At 67.7% G+C, this 26,274-nt stretch carries 28 protein-coding genes; 16 read left to right on the forward strand and 12 right to left on the reverse strand.

Going from position 1 to position 26,274, the window contains the following annotated elements:
- The first annotated feature begins 24 nt into the window (after nt 1–24).
- Together DAT37_RS01925 and DAT37_RS01930 are read left to right on the forward strand one after the other, a co-directional pair.
- Nucleotides 25–1,182, forward strand: a complete 1,158-nt coding sequence (locus DAT37_RS01925) for a PPE domain-containing protein (RefSeq protein ID WP_109522888.1) — start codon at nt 25–27, stop codon at nt 1,180–1,182.
- Nucleotides 1,179–2,012, forward strand: coding sequence for an ESX secretion-associated protein EspG (locus tag DAT37_RS01930; protein WP_198654044.1), 834 nt, complete (start codon nt 1,179–1,181; stop codon nt 2,010–2,012). Before DAT37_RS01925 ends, DAT37_RS01930 begins: the two co-directional genes overlap by 4 nt.
- A 3-nt stretch (nt 2,013–2,015) precedes the next feature.
- Here DAT37_RS01930 and DAT37_RS01935 read toward each other — a convergent pair whose 3' ends face one another.
- From DAT37_RS01935 to DAT37_RS01945, 3 genes are all read right to left on the reverse strand, one after another.
- Entirely contained in the window at nt 2,016–2,678 is a 663-nt protein-coding gene (locus DAT37_RS01935; protein ID WP_109522889.1) for a histidine phosphatase family protein, read from the reverse strand.
- Entirely contained in the window at nt 2,675–3,592 is a 918-nt protein-coding gene (gene pheA / locus DAT37_RS01940; protein WP_109522890.1) for a prephenate dehydratase, read from the reverse strand. The genes DAT37_RS01935 and pheA overlap by 4 nt, the downstream gene beginning before the upstream one ends.
- A 61-nt stretch (nt 3,593–3,653) precedes the next feature.
- Nucleotides 3,654–4,088, reverse strand: a complete 435-nt coding sequence (locus DAT37_RS01945) for a hypothetical protein (protein WP_198654045.1) — start codon at nt 4,086–4,088, stop codon at nt 3,654–3,656.
- A 183-nt stretch (nt 4,089–4,271) separates the two neighbouring features.
- Between DAT37_RS01945 and DAT37_RS01950 the strand changes: the two genes are divergently transcribed.
- The 5 genes from DAT37_RS01950 to DAT37_RS01970 all read left to right on the forward strand — a co-directional run bounded on the left by DAT37_RS01950 (nt 4,272) and on the right by DAT37_RS01970 (nt 8,966).
- A complete protein-coding gene (locus DAT37_RS01950; protein ID WP_109522891.1) occupies nt 4,272–5,033 on the forward strand; it encodes a DUF2470 domain-containing protein in 762 nt (253 codons plus the stop codon).
- Nucleotides 5,034–5,513: 480 nt separating this feature from the next.
- Complete coding sequence (locus DAT37_RS01955; RefSeq protein ID WP_408637360.1) at nt 5,514–6,269, forward strand: CPBP family intramembrane glutamic endopeptidase; 756 nt, start codon at nt 5,514–5,516, stop codon at nt 6,267–6,269.
- Between the two features lie 133 nt (nt 6,270–6,402).
- Nucleotides 6,403–7,797, forward strand: a complete 1,395-nt coding sequence (locus tag DAT37_RS01960; protein WP_109522893.1) for an LCP family protein — start codon at nt 6,403–6,405, stop codon at nt 7,795–7,797.
- Between the two features lie 9 nt (nt 7,798–7,806).
- Nucleotides 7,807–8,346 (forward strand): ferritin, encoded by a 540-nt coding sequence (locus tag DAT37_RS01965; protein WP_109522894.1) that lies wholly within the window; start codon nt 7,807–7,809, stop codon nt 8,344–8,346.
- 71 nt (nt 8,347–8,417) lie between these two features.
- Nucleotides 8,418–8,966: a ferritin gene (locus DAT37_RS01970; RefSeq protein ID WP_109523229.1), complete on the forward strand. Its 549-nt coding sequence runs from the start codon at nt 8,418–8,420 to the stop codon at nt 8,964–8,966.
- A 229-nt stretch (nt 8,967–9,195) separates the two neighbouring features.
- Here DAT37_RS01970 and DAT37_RS01975 read toward each other — a convergent pair whose 3' ends face one another.
- From DAT37_RS01975 to DAT37_RS01990, 4 genes are read right to left on the reverse strand one after another with little or no spacing between them, the layout of a single operon-like run.
- Nucleotides 9,196–10,116 (reverse strand): DUF5926 family protein, encoded by a 921-nt coding sequence (locus DAT37_RS01975; protein ID WP_109522895.1) that lies wholly within the window; start codon nt 10,114–10,116, stop codon nt 9,196–9,198.
- A 50-nt stretch (nt 10,117–10,166) separates the two neighbouring features.
- A complete protein-coding gene (locus DAT37_RS01980; protein WP_109522896.1) occupies nt 10,167–10,931 on the reverse strand; it encodes a glycerophosphodiester phosphodiesterase in 765 nt (254 codons plus the stop codon).
- A complete protein-coding gene (locus DAT37_RS01985) occupies nt 10,928–12,004 on the reverse strand; it encodes a DUF4328 domain-containing protein (RefSeq protein WP_109522897.1) in 1,077 nt (358 codons plus the stop codon). Before DAT37_RS01985 ends, DAT37_RS01980 begins: the two co-directional genes overlap by 4 nt.
- Nucleotides 12,005–12,029: 25 nt before the next feature.
- The gene (locus tag DAT37_RS01990; protein WP_109522898.1) at nt 12,030–12,395 is read right to left on the reverse strand and encodes a rhodanese-like domain-containing protein; all 366 of its coding nucleotides are present in this window, start codon (nt 12,393–12,395) and stop codon (nt 12,030–12,032) included.
- Nucleotides 12,396–12,811: 416 nt separating this feature from the next.
- On the opposite strand from DAT37_RS01990, the gene DAT37_RS01995 reads away from it, so the two are divergent.
- From DAT37_RS01995 to DAT37_RS02010, 4 genes are all read left to right on the forward strand, one after another.
- On the forward strand, nt 12,812–13,423 hold the full coding sequence (locus tag DAT37_RS01995; protein ID WP_109522899.1) for a hypothetical protein: 612 nt from the start codon (nt 12,812–12,814) through the stop codon (nt 13,421–13,423).
- Between the two features lie 353 nt (nt 13,424–13,776).
- Nucleotides 13,777–14,400: a superoxide dismutase gene (locus tag DAT37_RS02000; RefSeq protein WP_109522900.1), complete on the forward strand. Its 624-nt coding sequence runs from the start codon at nt 13,777–13,779 to the stop codon at nt 14,398–14,400.
- Nucleotides 14,401–14,649: 249 nt separating this feature from the next.
- On the forward strand, nt 14,650–15,177 hold the full coding sequence (locus DAT37_RS02005) for a peptidase (RefSeq protein ID WP_109522901.1): 528 nt from the start codon (nt 14,650–14,652) through the stop codon (nt 15,175–15,177).
- A gap of 297 nt (nt 15,178–15,474) precedes the next feature.
- Nucleotides 15,475–16,191 carry a TMEM165/GDT1 family protein gene (locus tag DAT37_RS02010; RefSeq protein ID WP_109522902.1) on the forward strand — a complete coding sequence of 239 codons (717 nt, stop codon included), beginning with the start codon at nt 15,475–15,477 and terminating at the stop codon, nt 16,189–16,191.
- 7 nt (nt 16,192–16,198) lie between these two features.
- On the opposite strand, the gene DAT37_RS02015 is transcribed toward DAT37_RS02010, so the two are convergent.
- A complete protein-coding gene (locus DAT37_RS02015; RefSeq protein ID WP_109522903.1) occupies nt 16,199–16,864 on the reverse strand; it encodes a TetR/AcrR family transcriptional regulator in 666 nt (221 codons plus the stop codon).
- 25 nt (nt 16,865–16,889) lie between these two features.
- Nucleotides 16,890–17,768: an SDR family NAD(P)-dependent oxidoreductase gene (locus DAT37_RS02020; protein WP_109522904.1), complete on the reverse strand. Its 879-nt coding sequence runs from the start codon at nt 17,766–17,768 to the stop codon at nt 16,890–16,892.
- Nucleotides 17,769–17,920: 152 nt separating this feature from the next.
- Here DAT37_RS02020 and DAT37_RS02025 point away from each other — a divergent pair, with 152 nt between their 5' ends.
- The gene (locus tag DAT37_RS02025; protein WP_109523230.1) at nt 17,921–18,688 is read left to right on the forward strand and encodes an SDR family NAD(P)-dependent oxidoreductase; all 768 of its coding nucleotides are present in this window, start codon (nt 17,921–17,923) and stop codon (nt 18,686–18,688) included.
- A 67-nt stretch (nt 18,689–18,755) separates the two neighbouring features.
- On the opposite strand, the gene DAT37_RS02030 is transcribed toward DAT37_RS02025, so the two are convergent.
- From DAT37_RS02030 to DAT37_RS02040, 3 genes are all read right to left on the reverse strand, one after another.
- Nucleotides 18,756–19,583 carry a class I SAM-dependent methyltransferase gene (locus DAT37_RS02030; protein ID WP_109522905.1) on the reverse strand — a complete coding sequence of 276 codons (828 nt, stop codon included), beginning with the start codon at nt 19,581–19,583 and terminating at the stop codon, nt 18,756–18,758.
- A gap of 225 nt (nt 19,584–19,808) precedes the next feature.
- Nucleotides 19,809–21,773, reverse strand: a complete 1,965-nt coding sequence (gene htpG / locus DAT37_RS02035; protein ID WP_109522906.1) for a molecular chaperone HtpG — start codon at nt 21,771–21,773, stop codon at nt 19,809–19,811.
- 49 nt (nt 21,774–21,822) lie between these two features.
- Complete coding sequence (locus tag DAT37_RS02040; protein ID WP_109523231.1) at nt 21,823–23,547, reverse strand: TM0106 family RecB-like putative nuclease; 1,725 nt, start codon at nt 23,545–23,547, stop codon at nt 21,823–21,825.
- 241 nt (nt 23,548–23,788) lie between these two features.
- Here DAT37_RS02040 and DAT37_RS02045 point away from each other — a divergent pair, with 241 nt between their 5' ends.
- The 4 genes from DAT37_RS02045 (at nt 23,789) to DAT37_RS02060 (ending at nt 26,274) form a co-directional block, all read left to right on the forward strand.
- The gene (locus DAT37_RS02045) at nt 23,789–24,418 is read left to right on the forward strand and encodes a DUF6474 family protein (RefSeq protein WP_109522907.1); all 630 of its coding nucleotides are present in this window, start codon (nt 23,789–23,791) and stop codon (nt 24,416–24,418) included.
- Between the two features lie 139 nt (nt 24,419–24,557).
- Nucleotides 24,558–25,034, forward strand: a complete 477-nt coding sequence (locus DAT37_RS02050) for a hypothetical protein (RefSeq protein ID WP_157978238.1) — start codon at nt 24,558–24,560, stop codon at nt 25,032–25,034.
- A gap of 38 nt (nt 25,035–25,072) precedes the next feature.
- Complete coding sequence (locus DAT37_RS02055) at nt 25,073–25,723, forward strand: YcnI family copper-binding membrane protein (protein WP_109522909.1); 651 nt, start codon at nt 25,073–25,075, stop codon at nt 25,721–25,723.
- 32 nt (nt 25,724–25,755) lie between these two features.
- On the forward strand, nt 25,756–26,274 hold the full coding sequence (locus DAT37_RS02060; protein ID WP_109523232.1) for a copper resistance CopC family protein: 519 nt from the start codon (nt 25,756–25,758) through the stop codon (nt 26,272–26,274).

A 26,274-nucleotide genomic window follows, 5' to 3' on the forward strand; every position in this document is an offset into this window, starting at 1 on the left:
ACAAACACAAGGGGAGACAAGTACATGACCGCAGGAATCACCGGGGTTTTCTGGTTGCCCCGCATGGCCGAATGGAATTCCACGGCCCTGAACACGGGAGCGCACGCGATCCCGATCTCGGCCGCCGCGACCGCGTGGGGCGGGCTCACCGCGGCATGGGTCGACGCGACCGCGACGACGACCCGCGTCATGGCCGAACTCGGCATCGGCATGCAGGGTGTCAACGGTATCGCCGCGCTGTCGCGGCTCGTCGGCTTCACCGGATGGTCCGAGCAGCAGGGCGTGATGGCCGCGGCCATGGGGGCGAAGGCCGCGGCCAACGCCACCGCGTACACCGTCGCCTCGATCGCCATGCCGAGTCTTCCGGAGATCGTCGCGACCAACGGCGCCGTCGTCGCGTCCGCGAATCCGGCCGGCGCGGTGTCGGGCACGTTCGAAGCGGCCGAAATAGCCAAGAACGCGATGGATTTCCGCGCCGCGATGGTGATGGAGGTCTACGAGGCCCAGACCAGCGCGATGGTCGCGACGCCCGGCGAATTCTCCACACCGCCGCCGATCGCCAACGGCGCGGGCACCGCCGACGCGGCGCAATCGCCCGACTCCGCCTTCGGCAACGATCCGGTCCAGGCCGCCGTCGGCGCGGCGCTGTCCGCCGTCAACAACCCGGCTCTCGCCAACGCGGCCACCCAGGTCGCCAATGTCGCGGGCTCGGTCGCCAGCGGTGGCGTCGGCACCGTGGGAAATCTCGGCGCGAACGCGATCGCCGCGGTCGGCAACGCCGTGTCCCCCGGCGCCCCGGCCCCGTCGGCGCCGCTGGTCGGCGGACTCGGTTCCTTCGGCTCGCCGTCCGGCGAGGCGTCGACCCGGTCCGCGTCCGCGGGATCGGGGGTTTCGGTCAACCTGCACAGCGGCTCGCTCAAACTGCCCGAGGGCTGGGGTTCGGGCGGCTCGATCGGCTCGACGCCCGCGTCGGCCCCGATCGGCGAGACGACTGTCACCCGCGTCGACGCGACGCCGGTGCGTACGGCCACGTCGTCGGGTAGCCCGCTGCTCGGCAACGCCAGGAGCGAGCGCGACGAGGAGAACGAACACAAGTCCGCCGATTACCTCAACGACGACCTGTTCAACGACGGCCGCTCCGTGGCGGACGGCGTGATCGGCGCCTCCGGGACGGCTCAGTGACGATTCTGGGTGAGGGCCGCGGCCCATCGATGCTCGGTGGCGTCATGTTGTCGCTCGACGAGATGCAGTTCCTCATGGAGGAATTGCAGACCGACGAGATGCCCGTCGTGCTCCAGGCGGTGGGTCGATACGACAATCGGAACGACCACGACGTAGCGATGAAAGCGGCCGCCCAGTCGCTCGTCGATCGGGAATTACTGATCGACGGTGCGGTACATCAGGAACTCGAAGACCGCCTGCGGACGCTCAACCGCCCGCACTGGGTGCTGGCGCTGCGGCTCGTCGTCGAGGGACAGGTGAGTCGGATGTGTCTCGCGAAGGGCGACGACCTGGTTATCGTCGCCCTCCGCGGGCCCGATTCGTATGCCATCGACGAGGTCCAGGAAGATCTGCCCGGTCCGATGATCGCGGCCCTCGGTGCCGCCGAACCACTCGAACTGACCGGGATGAACGCTCGAACCGATATGCTCGCACCGATTTTCGAGGACACCGGGGACAGCGCGGCCACCGCGAACCGGCTCGCGAAGGTCGGCAACCCCGCGCGTGACGCACAGGTTCTCGCCTCGGCACTGGTCGAGATCCGTTCGCACGTGCAGATCTCCGGCGTGGTGTACGGCGACGGCACCCGCGATATCGCCGACAATCACATCGCCGTCTTCAACACCAGGGGCGGACGGTTCATCATCACCGCCAGCGTCGCCGACGACGGCACCAAATGGTCGTCGATCAGCAGCGGCACGAACGCCCGTCTGCGCCAAGCCCTGCTCGACCTGATCGACTCCCTGCCCGAGCGAGCGGATTTCCCGACCGACAAGGCGAAATCCGTCTGAACGTCAGCCCATCGGGTCGTCGGGGGTGGGTGCCACCTCGAAGGTGAACGGCGGGACGAATCGGCCCCACCGCAGGCATTCCCAGCCACCGTCGACCCGTGGGGACAATTCGATGGTCTCGGTGTTGTCCAGATGGTTGTTCGTGGTGAACGGCGGGGTGACACCCGCGACACTGCGGGCAACCAATCGCATTGCCGCGCCGTGGGTGACGAGCACGACGTCACCCACGTCCGCACCGGCGAGGTACTCCGCGCGCACGTTCTCGATCACGGGCAGGAACCGCGCGAGCACCTCGTGACCGGACTCGCCGCCGGGAGCGCGCTGCGCCAGGTCGCCGTCGTGCCAGGACCGGTAGATCCGCTGGAAGATCTCGTGCGCCTCCACGTCGCCGCGGCCCTCCATATCGCCGACCTGCACTTCGTACACGCCGTCGAGGACCGACGCCGCCACGCCGGTGGTGGCTTCGATATAGCCCGCGGTTTGTCTGGCGCGCAGCGCCGCCGAGGAGAACAGGGCAACCGGCGGCGCGAGCAGCGACGAACCGAAGGTCTTCGCCTGTGCCGCACCACGTTCGGTCAACGGGAGCCCCGGCACCCTGGTGTCGAGAATCTTGGCGACATTTCCCTCGGTTTCGCCGTGCCGGACCAGAATCAACTTGCCACTCACAGATCCGCCACCCCCTTTCGCAATTGGATCAGCCATTCCGCGCCCGCTTCGTCCGACGGCGGCGGTGTACCGGTGGCCGAGGTCGCCGGCCAGGAACCGAGGTATCGGATCCTGCCCGCTGTTCGGTGCAGCGCCTTGAGCGCCTCGGCCACCGCGGTGTCGTCGATATGTCCCACACAGTCCAGGTAGAAGCGATAGGTTCCCATCCCCGTGCGGGTCGGACGGGATTCGATTCTGGTCAGGTCGATCCCCCTGGTCGCGAATTCGGCGAACGCGCGCATGAGCGAACCCGGCTCGTTGGTGAGCTCGAGCACGATCGAGGTCCGGTCGGCGCCGGTCGCCGGGGGCGCCACCCTCGGGCGGGTGACCAGGACGAAACGCGTGATCGCCTGGTCGTGATCGGCGACACCGGAGGCCAGGGCCGTGAGACCGAGCCGTTCACCCGCGAGGGCGGTCGACACGGCCGCGTCGGCGCGTTCGGCGACCACATCTTCGGCCGCGGCCGCGTTGGACGCCGAGGTGAACATCTGCGCATCCGGCAGGTGCCGGGAAACCCAGTCGCGAACCTGCGCGCCCGCGACCGGATACGCGGCCAGCAGCCGCACATCGGCGAGCGTGGTGCCGGTCCCGGCCAGGATGGTGAAACTGACCTCGAGTTCTGTCTCGGCGACGATCTGCAATCGCGGCCCGATCGCCAGCGAGTCCAGCGTGGCCGAGATGGAACCCTCGACCGAACTCTCGATCGGGACCACCGCGCCCTCGACGGTTCCGGATCGGATCAGGTCGAGCGCGCCGCCCTGACTCGGCGCGGCCACCCGTTCCACGGGCGCGTCGAAGACACCCGCCGATTCGAACTGGGCGAGCGCCATCTCGGTGAACGTTCCTGACGGTCCGAAGTACGCGATTCGGGGCACAACTACGAGATTACTGGCGCGACCGGTGGGCGCGTGGCGAGTGGATGCCCGGAAATCGCGGTCAACCGACGTCCAGCACGGTCAGCGCCCCGATCACCGCCTCGGCGGCCTCGGTCTCGATGGCGAGCAGCACCCCGCGCAGCGCCTCGACCGCGGGTGGTTTCAACGCGGTCAGGAACGCGATATCGGGACGGGCCAGGGCGAGGCGGATGTCCTCGCCGCACAGCGCGGCCACGGTCGCCGCGATGATGGCCAGGGCACGTTCTCCGGAATCGGTGCGTGCCACGAACCCCGTGTCGGTATGGACGATGCCCGCGAGGAAATCCGCGATCTCGGCGTCGGGACGATCCGCCGACAGGCGCGGAACTCCGGTCTGCGCACCGGAACCCGTGTCGCACACCAGACCCCGTACCAGACTGCGCCGCGCGGGCGCGGTCAGCGAGATGAGCACGGGTTCGGCCTCGGAACCATGACCCGTTTGCGCGCCGTTCACCACGGGGTCAACGGTAGCGTGCCGCGCACGGCGCGGCGGCACCTCCATCGTCCTTCCGTGCCCGCACCGGGGGATCCTCCGAAATCCGTTCGGTGCGAACGCTTGCGGAACCTCACCCGGTGACTTAGCTTAGGTTTACCTAATTCTTCTTCGCCGTTCTCGAACGTCCATCATTCGGAGGTCCGCATGCCGAACCAGACCGTCACACCGACCACTGCCGAGCGAGTGCGCAACGCGTGCGCCCACGCCGAGCAGGCGGTGCTGGCACTACCCGGCATCGACCCCACACCGACCTCCGTGCACTACCTGCGCCAGTGCGGCGACGTCGTGATCGCCGTCCCGTCCGGATCCACCGCGGCGGTACTGATCGGCAACTCCAGCCCCGGCGGCGCGGCCGCCGTCCTCGAACTCACCGACCACGCCCCACTGCCACTGCGCGAACCCGTACGCGCGCTGGTCTGGCTACGCGGCGTGGTCCGCGCCGTACCCGTCCCCGCACAACGCGCGCTGGCCTCCGAAGTCGCCAAGGACCACCCCGACCCGGCACTGCTCGACGTCGGACACACAGCGACACTGCTACGACTGGTGATCGGCTCCGCCGTCATGGCCGACGCCACCGGCGCCGAATCGGTCTGCGTCGACCAACTGCGGCTGGCCCAACCCGACCCGTTCTGCACGGTCGAATCGGCATGGCTGCAACACATGGAATCCGACCACGGCGACCTCGTCACCCAACTCGCCCGCCACCTGCCGCCGAAACTCCAGACCGGAGCCGTCTACCCGCTCGCCATCGACCGCTACGGCATCACACTGCGCGTCGAAGGCCACGACGGCGACCACGATTTCCGCCTCACCTTCAGCGCCCCCGCCGACGATATCGAGGCCTTGAGCCGCGCCGTCCGCACACTGGCGGGCTGCCCCTTCCTCAACGGGCTGCGGCGACTCTAGCGGCCGGGGCCGCGGGGTTCGCGGCCCCTTTGTCTCGCGTCCGAGCGGTCGAGACTCGCGACTGCGTCGCATGCGCTTCGACCGCTCGGACGCGAGACGGCCGCGAACCGGGGCGCTCGTAAGGCTCGCGCCGGGCGGGGTTGGGTGGGTGGGGAATCGTCTGATGGGGTACTTGGTGTGGCTCGGTTGTGGTGGGGCTGGTTCGGAGGGTCGCGATTACGGCAGATCTTCGAGGAAGTCGGAGTGGGACCGCGCACGAAAAACGCGCCTGCCGTTGCCGCGCTGGTCGTTGTCCGAGACTCCGCGCTCGGCGGTCGACGTGGGGCGTCATGAACGAGTCCGACGGGTCGAGGGAGTCCGCTGAGACGGGGGCAGCTGGGGCTCGGACGTCTTATCGGGTGCGGCGCACGGTCTATGGGTGGTGTGGGCAATAGATTCGGTCGGGTGAGCGCTGAGTCGAAGGGCGAATGGGCCGAATCCGTGTCGGGGGATCGGGAACGGTTCGCGATCAAGGTCGAGGTCGCGATTGTGTTGTCCATCACCTTCGGGCTGAGTGGGCTGAACGCGGCGCTGTCGCTGATCGACAGTGCGCTGTCGCCGGAAGGGGTCGGGGGGCGGACGGTCGCGCTCAATGCGTCGCGTTCCACGGCGTCGTTGCTCGACCTGCTGTTCCAACTGCTCGGGGTGTTGCGGCTGACCGGCTGGGCGGCACTCGGGTTGTATCTGCTGTGGCGCAGTGGGATCGGGCCGCGCCTGATCGGGTTGGCCAGGATCGGGGTGCGGCGGGATGTGCTGCCGGGACTGGCGCTCGCGGCGGTGATCGGGGTTCCGGGGCTCGCGCTGTATCTGATAGCGCACAGCATGGGGGTGAGTGTGACGATCGTCCCCAGCTCGCTCGGCGACCACTGGTGGCGACTACCGGCGCTGATCCTTTCCGCCTGCGCGAATTCGGTGGCCGAGGAAGTTCTCGTGGTGGCGTACCTGATCACCCGGCTACGAAGGCTCGGCTGGTCGGAGAACTCCTCGCTGTTCGCCTCGGCGCTGCTCCGCGGCAGCTACCACCTCTACCAGGGCGTCGGCGGTGGGCTCGGAAATCTGGTGATGGGCTTGATCTTCGGGAGATTCTGGCAGCGCACCAACCGACTGTGGCCGCTCGTACTCGCGCATGCGACCATCGATGCGGTGGCCTACATCGGCTATACGTTGCTACGAGGTCACGTTTCCTGGTTGCCGTAACGACAGCGGTCGAATCCGGGATTATCGAGAGAACGTGTGTACCGAATCCGGCCGCCGACGAGTGCTCGGAGGCGGATGAAGCGCCGCTCACGACACCACCACCCAGCGATCCACGATCAGTAGAGTCGGAACGATGAACGGCGACGACCCCCAGTTCAAGGACCGCAGACGCGGGGTTCCGCCGCCACCACCGGCACGCGGCGGCGACCCGGCGCAGCGCCCGCAGCCCCCGCGACAGCGTCCCCCGCAGCAGCCGCACCGGCCACCGCCCCCGCAACAGGGTCGCGGACCGGTGCCGTCGCATATCGAGCCGACCAAACGGCTGCACCGCGACGCCGTGGAACAGCCGCTTGCCTACTCCCAGCCGCCCGCCGAACCGATCATCCGGCGCACCGCGCCTCCCCCGCGCCCGAACCGGCGGACCCACGCGCCGACCCAGCGGCCGGAGCCGTTCAACGAACCCGCGCCGCGCGGCCGGAACGCGCCGCCGCCCCAGCGACCGCAGTCCCGGCGCAACGACCAGCCGCCACCGTCCGGACCGCCGCCGAGCGCGCACGGCCGGGCACCCCAGCCGCCGCGTCGACGCCGCAAACGTCATCCGTTCCGGTGGTTCCTGGTATTCCTGCTGGTGCTGGTGCTCGCCGCGATCGGCGGGATCTTCCATCTCGACGGCAAACTCGTTCGCATCGACGCGCTCGCGGGCTACACGGATCGGGTCGGCGACACGCCCGGAACCAACTGGCTGCTCGTCGGTTCGGACGGACGCGGCGGGCTCTCCTCGGAACAGGAACAGGAACTCGCCACCGGCGGCGAGGTCGGGCCCGAGCGCACCGACACGATCATGCTGGTGCACATCCCGAAATCCGGTGACACCACGCTCATCAGCCTGCCGCGTGACTCCTACGTCTCCATTCCGGGCCACGGCAAGGACAAACTGAACGCCGCCTTCGCATTCGGCGGTCCGCAACTGCTCGTGCAGACCGTCGAGATCGCGACCGGCCTGCGGGTCGATCACTACGCGCAGATCGGATTCGCCGGATTCGCCGGGATCGTCGACTCGCTCGGCGGAATCGACGTCTGCGTGCCGATGGCGATCGACGATCCGCTCGCGGGTATCGACCTGCAACCCGGATGCCAGAAACTCGACGGCCCCACCGCTCTCGGATTCGTGCGCAGCCGCGCTACCGCGCTCGCCGATATCGACCGCATGAACAATCAGCGGTTGTTCATGGCGGCCCTGTTGAAGAAGGCCACTTCGGGTGCCACCCTGGCGAATCCGTTCAAACTGTGGCCATTGGCGACCGATACGGTCGGCTCACTGAAGGTGGACGAGGGCGATCACCTGTGGGATCTCGGGAAGCTCGGCTGGTCGCTGCGCGGTGATACCGTCGCGACCACGGTGCCGATCGGCGGGTTCGAGGACACCGACAGCGGCAATGTCGTGGTGTGGGACAAGTCGAAGGCGAGTCAGTTCTTCGACGCGCTCGCCACCGATCAACCGGTCCCGGAGGCGTTGCTGACGCGGTAGCGTCGAGATATGGCCGACACCGATGTGTCCTTCGACGTCCTGTTGCGCGACCGGATACGGCAGGGTCTCACCGTGGCCCAGCAGTATCTGGCCGCCGCGGTCTACTTCGATTCCCAACGGCTGCCCCGATTGGGCGCGCAATGCTATGACCTGTCCCACGAACATCGCGGACACGCGCTGCGCATGATCCAGTACCTGCTCGACCGCGATGTGACCGTCCGGGTCGGCAGCATCGGCGCGGTGCGGGAGGATTTCGACTCGCCGCGCGCCGCGGTCGCGTTCCTGCTCGAGGTGGAGCGAACGTCGACGGGCGATATCACCGACCTCACCCGCGCGGCCCGTGAATCCGGCGACTACCTGGGCGAAGGGTTCACCCAATGGTTCCTGAAAGAGCAATTGGAGAATGTCGCCGGTATGACCCGGCTGCTGGCCGTGATCGATCGCGCCGACGGCGACCTGTTCGACGTGGAGGACTTCCTCCGTCGTGAGCCATTCCGCAACCGGAACGACGGAGCGGCTCCGAAAATGGCGGGAGCGGCCCAAAAATAATTAGGCAACACTAGCCTCAATAAGGGTGTACTTGGATGACACGCGCGCTGACCAGCGATAATCTCTGTGTCATGTCCAGCCATCCGGAATCACCACAGAGCAAATTCCATGGTCTGCTGCACGACCAGATCCGGCACGAATTCAATGCCGAACATCAATACATCGCCATGGCGGTGTGGTTCGACAATGCGGATCTGCCGGTGCTGGCCAAGCGCTTCTACAAGCAGGCCGTGGAAGAACGTAATCACGCCCTGATGATCGTGCAGTACTTCCTCGACCGGGACATCAGCGTCGAGCTGTCCGGTGTCGACTCCGCGAAGTCGCAGTTCGAGAATGTCCGCGAAGCGATCGCCTTGGCGCTGGCCCAGGAGAAGAACGTCACCGATCAGATCGTCCGGCTCGCGAGCACGGCCCGCGAAGAGGGCGACTACCTCGGCGAACAGTTCATGCAGTGGTTCTTGAAGGAGCAGGTCGAGGAGGTCGCGAATATGACCACCCTGCTCAACGTCACCGATCGTGCCGGGTCGAACCTGTTCGATCTCGAGGACTTCATCCGCCGCGAAATGAGTGGACCAGCCGATGCGTCAGGTGCCCCGTCTACTGCCGGCGGCAGTATCTGATCTCCTTTACCACGAAAAAAGGTAGCCGCGGCTCGCGCCACGGCTACCTTTTGTTTCGCCTACGTCCGATTACAAGCTGCGCAGGGTGTCGATCAGACCGGTGAGCAGCACGACGATCGCTTCCATGATTTCCCTACTTCCTCATGTGTTCGGTTAGGTTTCCCTATTAACCGGGTGGACATCGGAAATAACTTTTCTTCAGAAAATCGCTCGAGCGAGTGGCGTCGAATCAGCGCAGTGTGACCTGACGCGACCGCAACCCATCGCGCGACCTGCGCTCTTCGGCCGAGAGCGGAGCGTCGACAGCCACCGCGGCTGCCAGTCGTGCGCCGAATTCCTTTGCCGCGCCGATCCATTCGTTCGCGTACCGCTCCGGATCCAGATCGAATACCGGAACGAGCAGACCGTGCGTGCGGAACGAACCCGCGAACCGGGAACCCTCACCCATGTGCAGCCCGCCCGAGGCGTGCAATCGGGCCAGCGCCAGCATCAGGTCGTCCTCGTTCTCGGGACGCACCCAGCGCACATGCGCCTTCTCGCCCGCGTCGACCCACCACGGCGCTCCGATCGCGTCCGCGCCGAGATCCAGACGCGCGGACGGCATGATCGCCTGTTTCGCCTGTTCGATGGTCGCGGCGACCTGCGGATCGGGCTGCACCCCTTCGGGCACCCACCAGTCGAAGTCCTGGTGGACGGTCAGTTCGAGGTCGGCGCCGGGATCGATGACGTCGGCAAGTCGCGGTCCGCCCGCGACGCTCTGCGCCGCCTGCAACGAGTCACCGGCTTCGGCCGACTGGGTCCACAGGATCGCGGCGGCGATATCGGCCGCCGGGTCGTCGCCCTGGTACTGGACCTGGGCGCCCACGTAGCCGCTCGGCTCGTCACCGGCACGGACCAGCGCGGCCACCGCGCCGGGCAGCACCGTCGCCAGCACCACCGGACGCTCGGCGGCCACCTCGGGCGCCAACTTCAGCGTCGCGGTCGCCGACGGCACGAACTCGCGTAGCGCGACCAGATCGCATTCCGCGGCCAAGCCCTCGAACGGACGTGTGACCGACTGCGTCGCCTGCTCCAGCGCGGCCTTGCGCTCGGCGAGACGCTGGGCCCGGTTCCCTCCGGGCTTAGGACTGTTGCGCTTGCTCTTTCCCACGGATGGTCAAACTACTCCCCTCGCGCCCGTACACCCCCATACGCCACGTCTCAGCTCGACAGCATCGCTTTCGTGCGGCCCGGGTGGTTGGTGGCGATCCAGTTGACGCCGAGGTCGGAGCACAGGGCGACGTCGGCGGGATCGTCGACGGTCCAGCAGTAGGTGGCGCGTCCGGCCGCGGCGGCCTTGTCGACGAGATCCGGGTGATCGCGCAACGTCTTCACCGAGGGGCCGACGGCCGTCGCGCCGACCGTGGTCGCGGCGCCACCGCCCAGATAGCGCGAGGATTCGCCCAGCAGCACGGTGGGCAGCAGCGGCGCGGCCCTGCGGATGCGCCACACCGCCAAAGCGGCGAACGACATCACCACGGCACGCGAATGATCGGCAGACGCCGGGGTCGCGATGCCGAAACGCTGGAGTTCGGCGAGCAGTTTGTTCTCGACCAGTCCGCCGTAGCGCACCGGATGTTTGGTCTCGATGAACAGTTTGGTCGGCCTGCTGCGCCAGTCCAGCACCAGTTCGATCAGCTCGCTCAGCGTCAGCACCGGCACCGGTTCGCCGTCGCCGCCGAAATCGAGCGCGCGCAATTCCTCCAGCGTCATCTCGCTGACCAACCCGGTGCCCGAGGACGTCCGGTCGACGGTGCGGTCGTGCACGCAGACCAGATGCCCGTCCCTGGTGAGCCGCACATCGCATTCCACGCCGTCCGCGCCCTCTTCGAGCGCGAGCTCGTACGCGGCGAGTGTGTGCTCGGGGAGCGCCGCCGAGGCTCCACGGTGCGCGACGACGAATGGTGCGCGATTACCCTGGCTCACTTGGCCGAAACCTCCTGCCGTTCACGCTCAACAGCGTTGTCGGTATCCCGATCTTCGGACATGTCGTCCCCGGCCGCATCCCGGACGGGCCCGGCCTCGGCGTCCGCGACAACCCCCGCGCCGGGGTGCACGGGTTCGATGACCTGGACGACCGGATCGGCGCCGACCACCCAGCGGCGGGCGGTCCGCGCCCGGCCGAGCAGATCCCGGCCGTCGAGCGAGCGCACGACCCACAACGTCAGCAGGGCGATTGCGGCGGCGAAGGCGTCGGTGAACGCGGTGAAGACGACGCCGTCCGCCTTGACCTGCAACGAATCCGCGGTCCGCCAGATCAGCGCGGCGACGGTGAGCGCACCGCCGAACACCCAGGCCGACCACCAGATCCTGATCGCGCGCAGCGCGCGCGGGTCGTCGCGGCGTTGCGCGAGTTCGGTGAGGAACACCCCGGGCCAGAGCAGATTGACCACCGGGACCAGGCAGCCGAGTGCCAGCGCGCGCGGACGGCGCGGATCGCGCAGTCCGGCCTTCGCGAACACCGCGGCGCGCGCGTCGACCAGCCACATCACCAGTCCGATCGCCGAGGCGAGTCCGAAGACCAGTGCCAATGCGGCGGAACCTTTGACCAGCGAGTCCGAGATCCACAGGACGGTGGGATCGATCAGCCGGGTGCGATTGCGCAGCAGGATCGCGTAGCGACCCGCCTCGGCCAATGCCGATACCGCGAACAGGAGGGCGGTGACCAGCAACAACGAGCTGACCCTCGCACCGAACCAGGCGAAGCGGCGGCGGGGAACGGTGACCGGCTTCGGCGGCGGATCGATCAGCCCCCAGCGCGGTATCTCGGTATATCTCGGTGTCGGCGTCGGGGCGGAGGCGTTCGCGGCGGTGTCGACGCGACCGTTGCGGTGTTCGGGGCGCCTGGCCACCCAGCGGTAGTTACGGCGTGCCGCGGGGGCGTCGATCGGCGCGGGCGAGAGCAATACGCCGCGGCAGCGCGGGCACCAGTGCATCGGCGCGCCGCGCACCGCCCAGCGCGCGCCGCACCGGGCACACGGCTGAACCACCGTACTCATGGCTGCCTCCGTCGATAGAACCTCGTCAGTAGATCTTCGCCTGCCGGTCACCCTCGGCGACCAGCGGGCGTCCGGCCTGCTGCCAGGCCACCATGCCACCGCTGACGTTGACCGCCTCCACACCGATATGCGCCAGATATCTGGCGACCTCGAGCGAACGGCCGCCCTGCCTGCAGATGACGTACAGATCGCTGTCGAAGTCCAGTTCGTCCACTCGCGACGGCACATCCGACATCGGGATGTGTATCGCTCCCGGCGCGTGGCCGAGTTCCCACTCGTCGTCCTCGCGGACGTCGAGCAGGGTCGCCCGCACCCCTTCGGGACGGTCGGTCTGGTCGAATTCGCCGGGCAGGGACTGCACCGGCACCGACGGAATTTCGGCGCTTGTCACGCTTCGATCCTGCCACGGCCGCGACCGTGCGGGGGAGTAGGTGCTCGGACCGAGACACTCATCGGGCACGCCGGAGAAACCCGCAGATCCAATCTTCGAGTTTGTTTCCGACCGGAACTCCTGCCGAGCACCCCGATTCGGCCGCAACTGCCCCTATCAGCCACGAAGTTATCCACATAATCCACAACCTGATCCACAGGTCGTGGGTTGCGAACGACCGTTCCGGAACTCCCCTCCTGACATCCCGGAGCGGTCATTCGCCGCCTCTCGAGATCATGACCCGAGCATGATGGCCGTGCTGATCCCGACAACTACTTGGACGGGGCGCGCGGCGATTCGGTTCCACAAAAAAACGAGAACACTAGCGAAAATCTGAAATACACAGTGGACACGGACACGGTCGGTAACCTGGGCGTATGAACGTGAGCAGGGGGCTACTCGACGGATTGGATACGACCGGACTCAACGCGGCACTGTCCGAGGCGACCTGCCTCGGGTTGCAGGTCGACTCGACGGCGCGGACGCTGCGACTCGATCTCGAAGTGTTGACGCTGCCGGTCGACGCGTCGGCGATCCATGACTACAAGGTTTCGTTGACTTTTCTCGGTGTCGGCCGCGTGGCCGCGTCGCTACGCGAACAACGCTGGGACGATCTGGAGCCGCGGGTACTTCCGCTCCAACTCGACGGCCTGAGCGAGGCCATTCGCAGTTTCGGCGGCGGCAGGCTGCACGGCTGGGAATTCATCGATCTGGACGACAGCGGGTGGACGCTGTGGAGTGAGCTCCTGAGTTTCGACACCAGGATCGACAACCACGTCTGCGCGCACGTCCTGGAATTCTCCCAGGAAGAAGGTATCGATCCGCGCGAACTCGATGTGCGAGTGTGGTTCGACAACATGGCCATTCACGACGCCGACGGTCGCGAGATCCCGCTGACCGACTTCATCGCGGGCGGCGTGCGCTGGTGGGAAGCCCACGACGCGGGCGACCCGCAGACCATCCGTCCCGGGATCGCGCCGCCGCTCTGAACACCGATGGCAGCGCCCGTCGATGTCGCGCTACCGCATCCGGTCATCGGGTGCGGTAGTCCCGTATTTCCGATTTCGCTCCACCGTAGTCCACCTCGCGCAGCGCCGTCAGGGCAAGCGGCACAACCGGAATGCCCCGGTGGCTCGCCACACCCCGACATGGTTCGATCGTAGGCGCGGGGGTCCGACGGACACCGATTTTCTCCGCACGACGGCACCGGGCCCGCCACCGAATCCGTGGCTGCCGGAATAGCGGGGGGTTCGGACCGGGTTGGACCCACCGGGTGTACGAATGATGGTTGGGTGTGCTCGAGAATCCGGGTGCACGCAGCCCGACATTAGGAAGGGACATCGTGGCTGAGTACACGCTGCCAGATCTGGACTACGACTACAGCGCCCTGGAGCCCCACATCTCCGGGCAGATCAACGAGATTCATCATTCCAAGCACCACGCCGCTTACGTCGCGGGCGTGAACACCGCCCTCGAGAAGCTGGAAGCGGCGCGCGAGGCCGGCGATCACGGCGCCATCTTCCTCAACGAGAAGAACCTCGCCTTCCACCTGGGTGGCCACGTCAACCACTCGATCTGGTGGAAGAACCTCTCCCCCAACGGTGGTGACAAGCCGGTCGGCGAACTGGCCGCGGCCATCGACGATCAGTTCGGTTCGTTCGACAAGTTCCGCGCGCAGTTCGCCGCGGCCGCCAACGGCCTGCAGGGCTCCGGCTGGGCCGTGCTCGGCTACGACTCGCTGGCCCAGAAGCTGCTGACCTTCCAGCTCTACGATCAGCAGGCCAACGTGCCGCTCGGCATCATTCCGCTGCTGCAGGTCGACATGTGGGAGCACGCCTTCTACCTCCAGTACAAGAACGTCAAGGCCGACTACGTGACCGCGTTCTGGAACGTCGTCAACTGGGAGGACGTGCAGGAGCGTTTCGCTCGCGCCGTCAGCCAGGGCAAGGGCCTCATCTTCGGGTAAGACTCCGCCGAACAGTCACGGGCCCCTGCCGTCGCACCAGTGCGACGGCAGGGGCCCGTTGTCGTTCACATGCCGCCGACCGGCCCCACCTCGGATGTGTCGTGCACCACGCGAGGGCCTCCGCGGGGCGGGTCGGCGTCCGATTGGCACTCTTTGGTACTTGTGTGCCAGGTGATACGTGCCTCATTGTCAGGTTCCATAGTTACGAGGACGGGCAAAGCCGCCCCCGGTTCCACGACGGGAGGCACCATGCGTATCAACGAACCGATCGGCATCACGCCGTTCCACTCACGCGGGTCGTTGCGAGGTTTCGTCATCTCCGGCCGGTGGCCGGACACCACCAAGGAATGGGCCCAGGTGCTCGTACTCGCGGTGCGTGTCGCCACCATGCCCGGCCTGCTCACCACGACCACCGTATTCGGCGTCCGTGAGGAACTGCCCGACGAGCCGATGCCGGGCACGGTCGGGATGGTGCTGGCCGAGGGCACCGTCCTCGGCGAGGAGGCGATCGCGCCCGGCCGCTTCGCCGACCACGTGCCCGCCGCGCTGCTGATGTTGCATCCACCCTCGGAAACCCGGCCTTCGCTGCCCGAATGCGCGGGCGCCGCGTCGGGCTGCGTTCTACTGCCCGGTGTGCCCCACCTCGGGCTCGAACACCGTGCCGCGTGGGTCGAGGCCGAATCGGACGGAACCATAACGTCGCTGGTCAGCCGGGTAGGGCTCGATCCGATCAGTGATCCCGACACCGCGGTTCTGGCTATGCTGCTCGCCGCGTAAGGGTACCCGAAGTTACGTACGTGGATCTCCAAACTTATTGTGCCAGCGATGATTTGGAGAGCCACGGGCTTGGCAGAAGGCGTGCGCCCGGGTACAGTCGTGCACAGCGAAGGGGAGTAGCCCCCAATCACGCAGTCGACATACTGACTCGCGAACCCGTCAGGGATCGCGGTCCGGTTGCGTGAACCGGTGAATTCCGGTGGGCGAGACCTTCGGCCTGACAAACCACAGTTTCGTTTGTCGGCCGGAGGCGTACCCAGATCTCCGGCGGACAGGCCGAAGATTCGGGAGCTACACATGACCGCCACGATTCTGCTCAGCATCGGAATCGTCTTCCTGGCCGAACTAGGCGACAAATCCCAGCTCATGGCGTTGACGTTCGCGTTGCGCTACCGCTGGTGGGTCGTGCTCGGCGCAATCGCGACGGCCACCGCCTCGGTGCACGTCATCTCGGTCGGTGTCGGATATTTCCTCGGTGTCGCGCTGCCGACCAGGGCCATCGCCTTCGCGGCGGCGCTGACCTTCCTCGCCGTCGGCATCTGGACCCTGCGCGAACATTTCGCCCCGGAGGATCCCGACGACGAACCGAAGCCGCCGCGTTCCACCAGGGCGCCGTTCTTCATCGTCGTCTCCGCCGTACTACTGGCCGAACTGGGCGACCGGACCATGTTCGCGACCGCGGCGCTGGCCACCGACAACAACTGGTTCGGTGTGTGGATCGGGTCGACGATTGGCATGGTCGCCGCCGACGCGCTCGCCATCGGCGTCGGCATCCTGGTCGGCAAACATCTGCCGGAACGCCTGATCGGCATCGGCGCCGGGCTGCTCTTCCTCTACTTCGGCGCGGCCACTCTGCTGTCGGCGGCGCTGCCCGATCTCGCGTTCGCGGCCAGTGCGGCGATTGCCGCCGCGGCGCCCGCCCTCGCGGGCGCGCTGCTGCTCGCTCGCCGACGCGGCGGCGTGCGGCGCGCCCACGAGGGTGTCACGGAACCCACCGACGCCCGTCACCGGTGAGCGACGGTCAGTCGGCGACCATGGCTTCGCCGTAGAGATCGCCACTGCGGGCGATCAACTCGAGCAGCGGCTCCTTCAGCGCGGGCAGGCCCTCCACGTCACCGACCGCGATCCGGCCGGTGACCATCGCGCCGACCGCCGCGGCGAACGTCTGGCAGGCGAAGCGTTGCGCGGCGGTGCGGGCGTCGAGGGCCTCGGCGATCAGGCCGACGAACAGTTCCAGCAGGCGCGCGCGACCCGCGATCGCCTTGGAACCGACGGCGTAGACCTCGACGAGGAAGAGTCTCGCGTGCGCGGGTTCGACCACGAGACCCTCGAAGTAGGCGTCGAGAATGCGCCGCATCCGGTCGGTCTTGTTCGCCTCCAGTTTGGGCACGGCCTCCGCTTCGGCGCCGACCGCGGCGTCGATGCGCGCGAGCATGCCCGCGACGGCGTGCTCGTAGGCGGCCTCGAAACAGTCCTCTTTCGACCGGAACTGCTCGTAGAAGGTTTCGCGTGACACTCCGGCCCGTTTGAGGATCATCGCGACCGAGGTGTTCACGTACCCGTTCTCGGCCATCGCCTCGGCCAGCGCCTCCAGGATCCGTTCTCGCTGCGACGCGACGACCTGTTCCCGCGGCAGGCCGTGACGGCCTCGCGGTAGTTGTCTGGCGTTGCCTGCGACTTCGGTCATGCGGTGACTCCGGGTTCGGATCGGGCTAAGCGGGCCGCTCCATTCTGCGTGGTCGTGCCGGTTGGTCGGTGGTGAAGGGTGCGTCCTCGGTGCGCGCGATCTCCAATGCCACCGCGACTCCCCTGCGCAACGCGATATCGATGACGTACTGCGCGATGGGCCGGAACGGCAGCACGATCGACACCCACCAGGGTGAGACGGTCTGGCGTTTACGGCGCGCGATCGCGCGTTCGATGCCGTCGATCGCCGGACCGAGCGGGGCGACCCCGGACACGGTCGAGCGGCCGAGGATCTCGCGCGCCGCGGCGGTACCGAAACCGCGGGTGGTCATATCGGTGTCGAGTTCGGCGAAGTAGGCGATGCCGACCTTGGCGCCGGTATGCCTGATCTCGTTGCGCAGCGTGTGACCCAGCGCCTCCGCGGCGGCCTTGGACGCGCTGTAGGCCCCGGCCAGCGGCAGATTGACCGCGGCGGCCAGCGAGGAAACGATCAGCACGTAGCCGCCGGGATGGCAGATGTACGGGCCCGCCGCGCGCAGGGTGTAGTAGACGCCGAGCACATTGACCGTGAGCGTTTCCTCGAGAATCGAGGGGTCACCGCCGATGAGCGCCAACTGTTTGGCGATCCCCGCGTTGGCGACGACCACGTCGAGTCCGCCGAGTTCCGCGACGAGCGTGGCGACAACCCGCTCCACCTGCGCGAAATCCCCCACATCGCAGTAGCGCCACGGGGCATCACCGCATTCGGCGGCCACCTCGGCGAGCTGTTCCGGTTCGACCCCGAGTAGTGCGACCGAGGCGCCCTTCGCGTGCAGTTGCCGGGCCAGTACCGCGCCGATACCGCGCGCGGCCCCGGTGATCAATACCTTCCGACCGGCGATCCCGCCGTCGGCGAACAGCTTCATAGCTCGACGATACCACCAATGAACAGGTCTGTTCGTGAATAATCCACGGTAGCGGGCCGATTGGCGGGGAGCCGTGATCCGGTTCTCGACGGCCACCCGTTAGGGTGCAATTGACGAAAGGCCAACTGGCTGTCACGAACGAGAGGACCATCGTGGAGATTTCGGGTACCGCCGCCATTGTCACCGGAGGCGCGTCCGGCCTCGGAGCCGCGACCGCCAAGCGCTTCGCCGATCTCGGCGCCACCGTCTTCGGACTCGACGTGCCCCAATCCATCGAGCGCGCAGGCGATAACGTGCCCGCGGGCGTCACCCTGATCCCCGCCGACGTCACCAGCCACGAAGAGGTCGCGGCCGCGGTCGCCACGGTCGTCGAATCCGGCTCGCCGCTGCGCATCGTCGTCAACTGCGCCGGTGTCGGCTGGGCCGGGCGCATCCTGTCCAAGAACGGCCCGCACGACCTGGAACTGTTCCGCACCGTCATCACCGTGAACCTACTCGGCACCTTCAACGTCATGCGCCTGGCCGCGGACGCGATCGCCAAGACCGACGCCGTCGACCAGTACGGCCAGCGCGGCGTCGTGATCAACACCGCGTCGGTCGCCGCGTTCGAGGGCCAGATCGGCCAGATCGCGTACTCGGCCTCCAAGGGTGGCGTACACGGCATGACCGTCCCGGCCGCGCGTGACCTCGCGCAGTTCGGCATTCGCGTCAACACCATCGCCCCCGGCATCATCGACACCCCGATGCTCGCCGGCGTGACCGAGGAATACCGCCAGGGCCTCGAGGCCGGCGTGCCGTTCCCGTCGCGCCTGGGCCGTCCCGACGAGTACGCGCAGCTGTCGCAGTACATCGTCGAGCACGACTACCTCAACGGCGAGACCATCCGCATGGACGGCGCGCTGCGCATGACCCCGAGGTAGGTCTTCCCGCGACACCCGCCGCGCCCCTGCCGTCCGGTTCCCGCCGCGACGACAGGGGCGCGGCGCGTTATCCGGGGTACGCGAGCGGTTTGTGCGCGATGCCGAGAAAGGCCGTCGTCGACAGCGCGGTATCGGGGCGATAGTTCGCCGCGAGGTACTCGAGCATCGCTTCCGAGCGCTCGCGCCACACCCGTTCGCCGTCGGCACGCCGGACCAGCTGCATCGCGGCGCTGCTGCGCACCATGGTGTCCCGCAGGTGCTCCGCGCTCTCGAATACCGCGGAAGCGGTGTGGCGCTGGATCGTCACACCGCGCAAACCGCTTGCCGCCATCTCCGAGGCGAACACCTCGGGATTCTCCAGCCCGAGGAAATCCGGCTGCGGTTCCTGGAGTTCCGGATCGGCGGCGGCACAGGCCGCGAAGATCTTCATCATGAGCGGGGAATCGATGATCGGAGCCCAACTGGAGACCACCGTGACGCCGCCGGGACGCAGCACCCGGTACAACTCCGCGAAACCCTTGGCCCGGTCCTGGAAGAACATCAACCCGAACATGGAGAAGGCCGCGTCGAAACTCTCGTCGTCGAAGGGCAGCGCCTGACCGTCGGCCACGGTCGTCGAGATATTGGCGAATCCGGCGGCGGCCGCCGCTTCGCGCAGCCGGGTGAGCATCTCCTCGGAGAAATCGACGGCGTGCACCGAGGCCACCTGCGCCGCGGCGGACAGACTCAGCGCCCCCGGACCCGCCGCGACGTCGATGATCCGCGAATCCGATGCCAGTCCCGCCAATTCCAGTGCGCGGGCGGCGAAGGGTCGCACGATCATCGGCGCGAATTCGGCGTAGTCACCCGCGACCAGGTCCCAGGACTCGGCCGTGGCGAGCAGATTTGCTGACATGTTCGTGCACGATCCTTTCGACCGTCCCAGGCTACGCGCGAGTACGTTCCGCGAACCAGAGACCGAGTCGAATATCGCTGCGCCCGAATATCTTCGACAACCGAAATCGACCGGCCGGTCTTTTTGGCTACGCCTGACCCGAGACCGCCGCACGCAACGGACCGACACCGCGACGACCGCGGACCGGTGGCCTCCACGAACGGGAGGCCACCGGTCCCGATCGGGCTACAGCGTGCGCGTCAGCCGGTCGGTGAGGATCTGAGCGAAACGCGCCGGATCCTTCAACTCCCCGCCCTCGGCCAGCACCGCCGTGCCGTAGAGCAGTTCCGCGGTCTCCGACAGCTCGGGCACCTTGTCCGCGTCGGCGTCGTCCTTGCGGGTGAAGTAGGCGTCGCGCAGACCGGTGACCAGCGGGTGCGACGGATTGAGCTCGAGAATCCGCTTGCTCTCCGGTACCGCCTGACCCGAGGCCCGGTACATCCGCTCCAGCATGGGGGTGAAGTCGTAGACATCACCGACCAGGCAGGCCGGGGAGGTGGTGAGCCGGTTGGTGAGCCGCACCTCCTTGACGCTCTCGTCCAGGGTTTTGCCGAGCCAGCTCAGCACATCGGCGAAATCCTTGTCCTGCTGTTCGCGCAGCGCCTCGGAGGCCTTCTTCTCCTCCTCGGTCTCCAGGTCGATCTCGCCCTTGGCGATGGACTGGAACGGTTTGCCGTCGAATTCGGTGACCGAACCGACCCACATCTCGTCGACCGGATCGGTCAGGATCAGCACCTCGCGGCCCTTGGCCTTGAATGCCTCGATATGGGGCGAGGATTCGATCTGCTGACGGCTCTCGCCGGTCATGAAGTAGATCGAGTCCTGGCCTTCGGCCATCCGCTCGACGTACTGCGCGAGGGTGGTCACCTCGGAATCCGAATGCGTCGACGCGAACGAGGAGACCTGCAACAGTGTCTCGCGATTGTCGAAATCCGAGAGCAGACCCTCCTTGAGGACGCGACCGAACTCCTTCCAGAAGGTCTGGTAGTTCGTCTGGTCCTCGGCGCCCTGGATGTCCTTGACCGTCGAGAGCACCTTCTTCACCAGGCGCTTGCGGATCATCTGGATCTGGCGGTCCTGTTGCAGGATCTCGCGCGAGACGTTGAGCGAGAGGTCCTGCGCGTCCACCACGCCCTTGACGAAACGCAGATACTCCGGCATCAGCTCCTCGCAGTTGTCCATGATGAACACCCGCTTGACGTAGAGCTGCACGCCGCGCTTGTGATCGCGGGTGAACAGGTCGAACGGCGCGTGCGACGGGATGAATAGCAGCGCCTGGTACTCGAAGGTGCCCTCGGCCTTCATCGGGATGATCTCGAGCGGATCGTCCCAGCCGTGGCTGACGTGCTTGTAGAACTCCTTGTACTCCTCGTCGCCGACCTCGCTCCTGGGGCGGGTCCACAGCGCCTTCATCGAGTTGAGGGTCTGATCCTCGACGATCACACGCTCGGTCTTCTCTTCGCCCTCCTCCCCGGAGTCCTCGGTGACCGTGCGCTCCACCTTCATGCGCACCGGCCAGGCGATGAAATCGGAGTACTTCTTCACGATTTCGCGGAGCTTCCACTCCTGGGTGTAATCGAAGAGGTGGTCGTCCTCGTCGGCGGGCTTGAGGTGCAGCGTGACCGTGGTGCCCTGGGGAGCTTCGTCCAGCGTCTCGATGGTGTAGGTCGACTGGCCCTCCGACTCCCAGCGGGTGCCTTCGGTCTCGCCCGCCTTGCGGGTGGTCAGGGCGACCTTGTCGGCGACCATGAACGTCGAGTAGAAGCCGATGCCGAACTGGCCGATGAGCTCCTCGGCCGCGGCGTCGGATTTGGCATCGTTGAGCTTCTTGCGCAGTTCCGCGGTGCCCGACTTGGCGAGTGTGCCGATCAGGTCAACCACCTCGGCGCGGGACATGCCGATGCCGTTGTCCCGGACGGTGAGGATCCGCGCGTCCTTGTCGACCTCCAGTTCGACGTGTAGGTCGGAGGTGTCGACGTGCAGGTCCTTGTCCTTGTAGGACTCCAGCCGCAGCTTGTCCAAGGCGTCGGAAGCGTTCGAGATCAGCTCCCGCAGGAACGTGTCTTTGTTGGAGTAGACCGAGTGGATCATCAGCTCGAGAAGCTGATGGGTTTCGGCCTGGAACTCGAGTTGTTCGACATGCTCTGTCACGGTCGCGATGGTACCGCCGTCGCTCCGGCGACCGGATCGCGACCGCTGGTCAGACGCCTGCGCGGAAATCCGTGAGGCCGGGAACCTCGAGATCGGCGCAGTGCGCGACCCGCTCACGCGGATTCATCCACTCGCGCAGCACCATGGTCGCGCGCACGTCGTCCTCGTTGTACTCGAGCAGGCGGGTGCGCTGGGAAAGGTCGGGTTCGGCGTCGTAGCCGACCGCGCGGCGGTACCAGCCCATCGACGCCTCGCCGCCCGCCTCCGGATCACGCCAGGAGAAACCGGCCACCGGCGCGATCTTCTTCAGGCCCTTGCCGTTCGGGCAGATGAACTGCTCGGAGACGGCCTGGAACATGTCGACCCATTCGGGGCCGTCGACGAACGCGCGCACCTGTTCGACCGTCGGCACGCCCGGCCTGCCCGCGAACCTGCGCGCCGACTCGTAGAGCCACTTGTCCTCGGCGGTACGCGAATAGCAGTAGGCGGCAAAGGTTTTCCCGCTGGTGGCGGCCTCGGCGCGCACCGTCATCAACCAGGTCCAGAATTCGCCGAAGGAACGGCCCTCGTCCTCGGTCGGCAGCGGGTCCCAGGTGAGGAACGGCCGGTAGACCCCGTCGAGCAGCGTGCCCCACAGGTAGGCGCCGTACTCCTGGTAGCTCTCCAGATCGACGTCGACCTCGACATCGGCGCGGCGCACGTACACCCGGTCCAACCTGCGCACCAGCGGCGCGCCCGCGAGCCAGGCCCGCGCGGTGACGACAGCCTCGTCGAACGGGCCGTGCTGCCAGTCCTCGGGGTCGGGGCCGACCCAGGCGGCGAGATCGTCGATGGTCCGCACCCCGTGCCCGCGCAGGACCTCGGCGCGCGAACCGGGCGCGACCAGGCTGACGTCGTGGTGTTCGGCGAGCCAGCCCTCGCAGCCGCGCCCGCCGTCGACACCGCGGTTCCACCACGGGCACTGACGGCATTCGGGCACCTTCGACGGCACGGTCGGCAGTTCGTTGCGCACCACGGCGATGCGGTCGGCGTAGCGGTGGTCGTAGTCGGCGAGCACCGGGCCGAGATCGTGGACCAGGATCCGGTCCGGGTCGTAGCGGCGGGCGCCTCCTGGCCCGCGCCCGGCGTTCTCACCGCCGACCTGTCCCTCGTTGCGACCGAACTGGTAGCCGATCACCCCGCCGACCAGCGCCGGACTGGCGAGCCCGTGGCGTTGCAGCATCCGGTACAGGTGTGCGAGACGTTGCTGATCGCGGGGCTGCTGGCGCAGTTTCCGGTACGGATCGGGCCGGGGGTCCCAGCGATAGGGGTCCGAGGTGGTCGGATGGAAATCGGCCGGTTCGGGTCTGCGCGGATCGGTCACCTTGTGATTGACGACGATCACCGGGATGTAGCCGCCCCGATCGTGGTCGCGCAGCAGGATTTCCGCGCCACCGCGCCTGCCGGTATCCGGTTCCTGGGGCAGCAGCCCGCCCCAGATGTGTTTGCCGCCCGCCGCGCACGCCCGCATGGTCGCCTCGGCGCGCTCCGTGGCGCGCAGACTCGGATCGATCACGACCCAACCGTCGGGATCGGCGCCGACCAGCGCCTCGCGCACCCGATTGCGGTGTTCGGCCGCGGCTTCGCGCCGCTGGCGCACGCCGGGATCCTCCACGACACCGGTCAGCAGATGGGGGTGGGCGGAGTTCAGATGCAGCCGATGCCGGCACCCGATCAGTGCCCGCGCGTCGATGAAAGCCACCGGGCCGCCGACCGCCTGCCGATTGCCGGCCATGCCGTCGTCTACGCGACCCTCGCGGTCACCGATGCCCGAATTCACGTATGCAGTATGGTCCCTGCCCCCGACAACTCCGCGCACCGCATGACCGGCCACCCCGGCGCTGACATGCACCGCTCACCCCCTCGCGATGGGGGACGGCAACCCGATAGGGTTACGGCAAACCGTGTGACATGGGCGGAAGGGCGTTCCCCGACGTCCTACTGCCATGGCAAACCAGCATGACGGAGGGCCTTCGATGGGGTTGTTCACCAAGCGCAAGCGGCGTCCGAGCCGGCGGGCCGAGGCGAAAGCTCTCAAGCACAAGGCCGCGATGGAGGCCAAGCTGGGCGCGAGGAACGACCGCAAGGCCCAGCGCGCGCAGGCGCGCATCGACCGCAAGGTCGCCAAGGCGCGGATCTCCACGTTGCAGGCCGAGGAGAAGGCCGCGCTGAAACTGGCGGCCAAGGCCGAGCGCGATCCGTTCAGCGCGAGCCAGGTTCGCAAATACCTCGGTGTGGCCCGGGTTCTCGTGCCGGTGCTGGCTCCGCTCGCCTACCGGGGCGCGACCTTCGTGCGCGGACAGATCGATACCCGTCGCGCTCAGCAGCTCGGGATCGGCATCGACCAGCTCGGGGATTTCGCGGGTCACGGCGGCAAACTCCAGGCGCGGATCGCCAATGTGGAATCGGCGCTGGGCAAGATCGAGGGTGAGGCCGACAACAAGAAGTTCGTCACCACCACCGAGGATCGCCTGGCCAGCCTGTCCGCGGCGGTGCGCACCGCCGAACAGATGCCCGCGCCGCGCCGCAGGGCCGTGCACCAGTCGATCTCCGACGAACTCTCCGGTGTCGAGGCGGATGTGCTCGCCCGCCTCGGTGTGAACTGACCACTGCCGAGATGCGGGACCCGGCACGACCTCACCGAGCGCGGCTCTCGCCGTGCCCGGTGACCGTCGTCCGGCCCACCGGTGCTCCGAAGTGACGGCGCGGTACGGGAATACGGCCCGTGGCGGCATTGTCGGCGCGATGGTCGCGGCCCTCGCCATCGCCGCGCACGGATGCGCGGGCGGCGGTTTCCCCGACTCCGCCGACGGCGCCGCGCTGATCCTGCTCTCGATCGTCGCCGGAACCGTCGCCGCGCGCCTGCCGCTCGGTGTCTTCGGGGTCCTCGGCACACTAGCGGCGGGTCAGTTCGCCGGACATGTCGTACTGAGCGGGATGGTCGGCCACGGTCATGCCGCGATCGCGCAGCCTCCGGTCCCGCTGCCCGGCGCAGGGATGCTGTTCACGCACGGTCTGGCCGCGGCTGTCGGCGGCGCGCTGATCCTGCTGGCACAGCGCCTCTACGATTTCGCCTGCGCCACCGTGCTCGCGGTGATCACCCGGCCCGTCGCCGGGCCCCTCCCCCGCTTGCTCGGATCGGCGGCGACCGGCCCCGGACCGTCCCCTGCTTCTCCGAACGGCGCGATCGGACCTCGCGCGCCGCCGGTGCCCGCTCGCTAGCTCGCACCATCTTCCCCTCGGAGAGAAAGCATTTCACCATGCGTAGTTCAGTTCTGCGTGCCTGCGGCGGCTCGGTGGCCGTCCTCGGACTCGTCCTGCTCGGCGGCGGCACCGCCGCTGCCCACGTGACCGCCGACGCCCCCGGTGCGGCACAGGGCGGGTACTCGGTCGTCACCTTCCGCGTCCCCACCGAATCGGAGACCGCGGCGACGACCGCGCTCACCGTCACCCTGCCCAACGTGAAAAGCGCGCGCACCGAAGCCCTTCCCGGCTGGAGCGCCAAGGTCGACCGCAACGACAAGTCCGAGGCGGTCGCCGTGACGTGGACCGCCGATCCCGGTTCGCCCGGCGTCGCGCCCGGCCAGTTCCAGCGCTTCGTCGTCTCGCTGGGCCCGCTGCCGAAGCAGGACACCGTCAGCTTCCCCGCGAAGCAGACATACAGCGACGGCAAGGTCGTCAGCTGGGATCAACCGGCCGGACCCGACGGCGCCGAACCCGAACATCCGGCACCGGCGCTCACCCTTGCGGCGAGCGCGGGCGACGGCGACGATCACCACGCCGCGAGCGCCGAACCGACGACCGAGGACACCGACGACACCGCGCGGTGGATCGGCGGCATCGGACTCGCCCTCGGATTGCTCGGCGTCGCGCTCGGCATCGGCAACGTCCTGCGCGGACGTCGATCGTGAAGCGCGGCACGAGGTTCCGGGCCGGTCGGGTGATGGCCGCGCTGGTCGTCACCGGACTCGCGTTACTCGGCGGCGGACTGGCGGCCGGACCCGCGGCGGCGCATTCGGCGCCGGTCGCCAGCGTGCCCGATGACGGCGCGACGGTCGACACCGCGCCCGCGCGCGCCAGTGTCACCTTCAACGAGGCCCTGCAATCGAATTTCCCGACGATGACGGTGGTCGGCCCCGACGGCAACCTGTGGTCCAAGGGTGAGCCCGTGGTCGACGGGAAGACCATCTCGGTCGAGGTCGGCGAACTCGGGCCCGCGGGTAAATACACCGTCGCGTTCCGGGTGACCTCCGCCGACGGCCATCCGGTCAGCGGTTTCAGGACGTTCACGCTGAGCACCGCCGGTCACGGCACGCCCGGTGCCGCCGCCGATGCCGCGGGCACATCCGACAGCGACGACGGCGGCGTCCCGCTGTGGGTCTTCATCGTCGGCGCCGTCGTGCTGTTCGGCGGCGGTCTCGCCTTCGCGCTGTTCGGCGGACGCGGACGCGAGAAGCGATAG

Origin of the sequence: Nocardia aurea (assembly GCF_003123685.1) — a bacterium.
GTDB classification, from domain to species: domain Bacteria; phylum Actinomycetota; class Actinomycetes; order Mycobacteriales; family Mycobacteriaceae; genus Nocardia; species Nocardia aurea.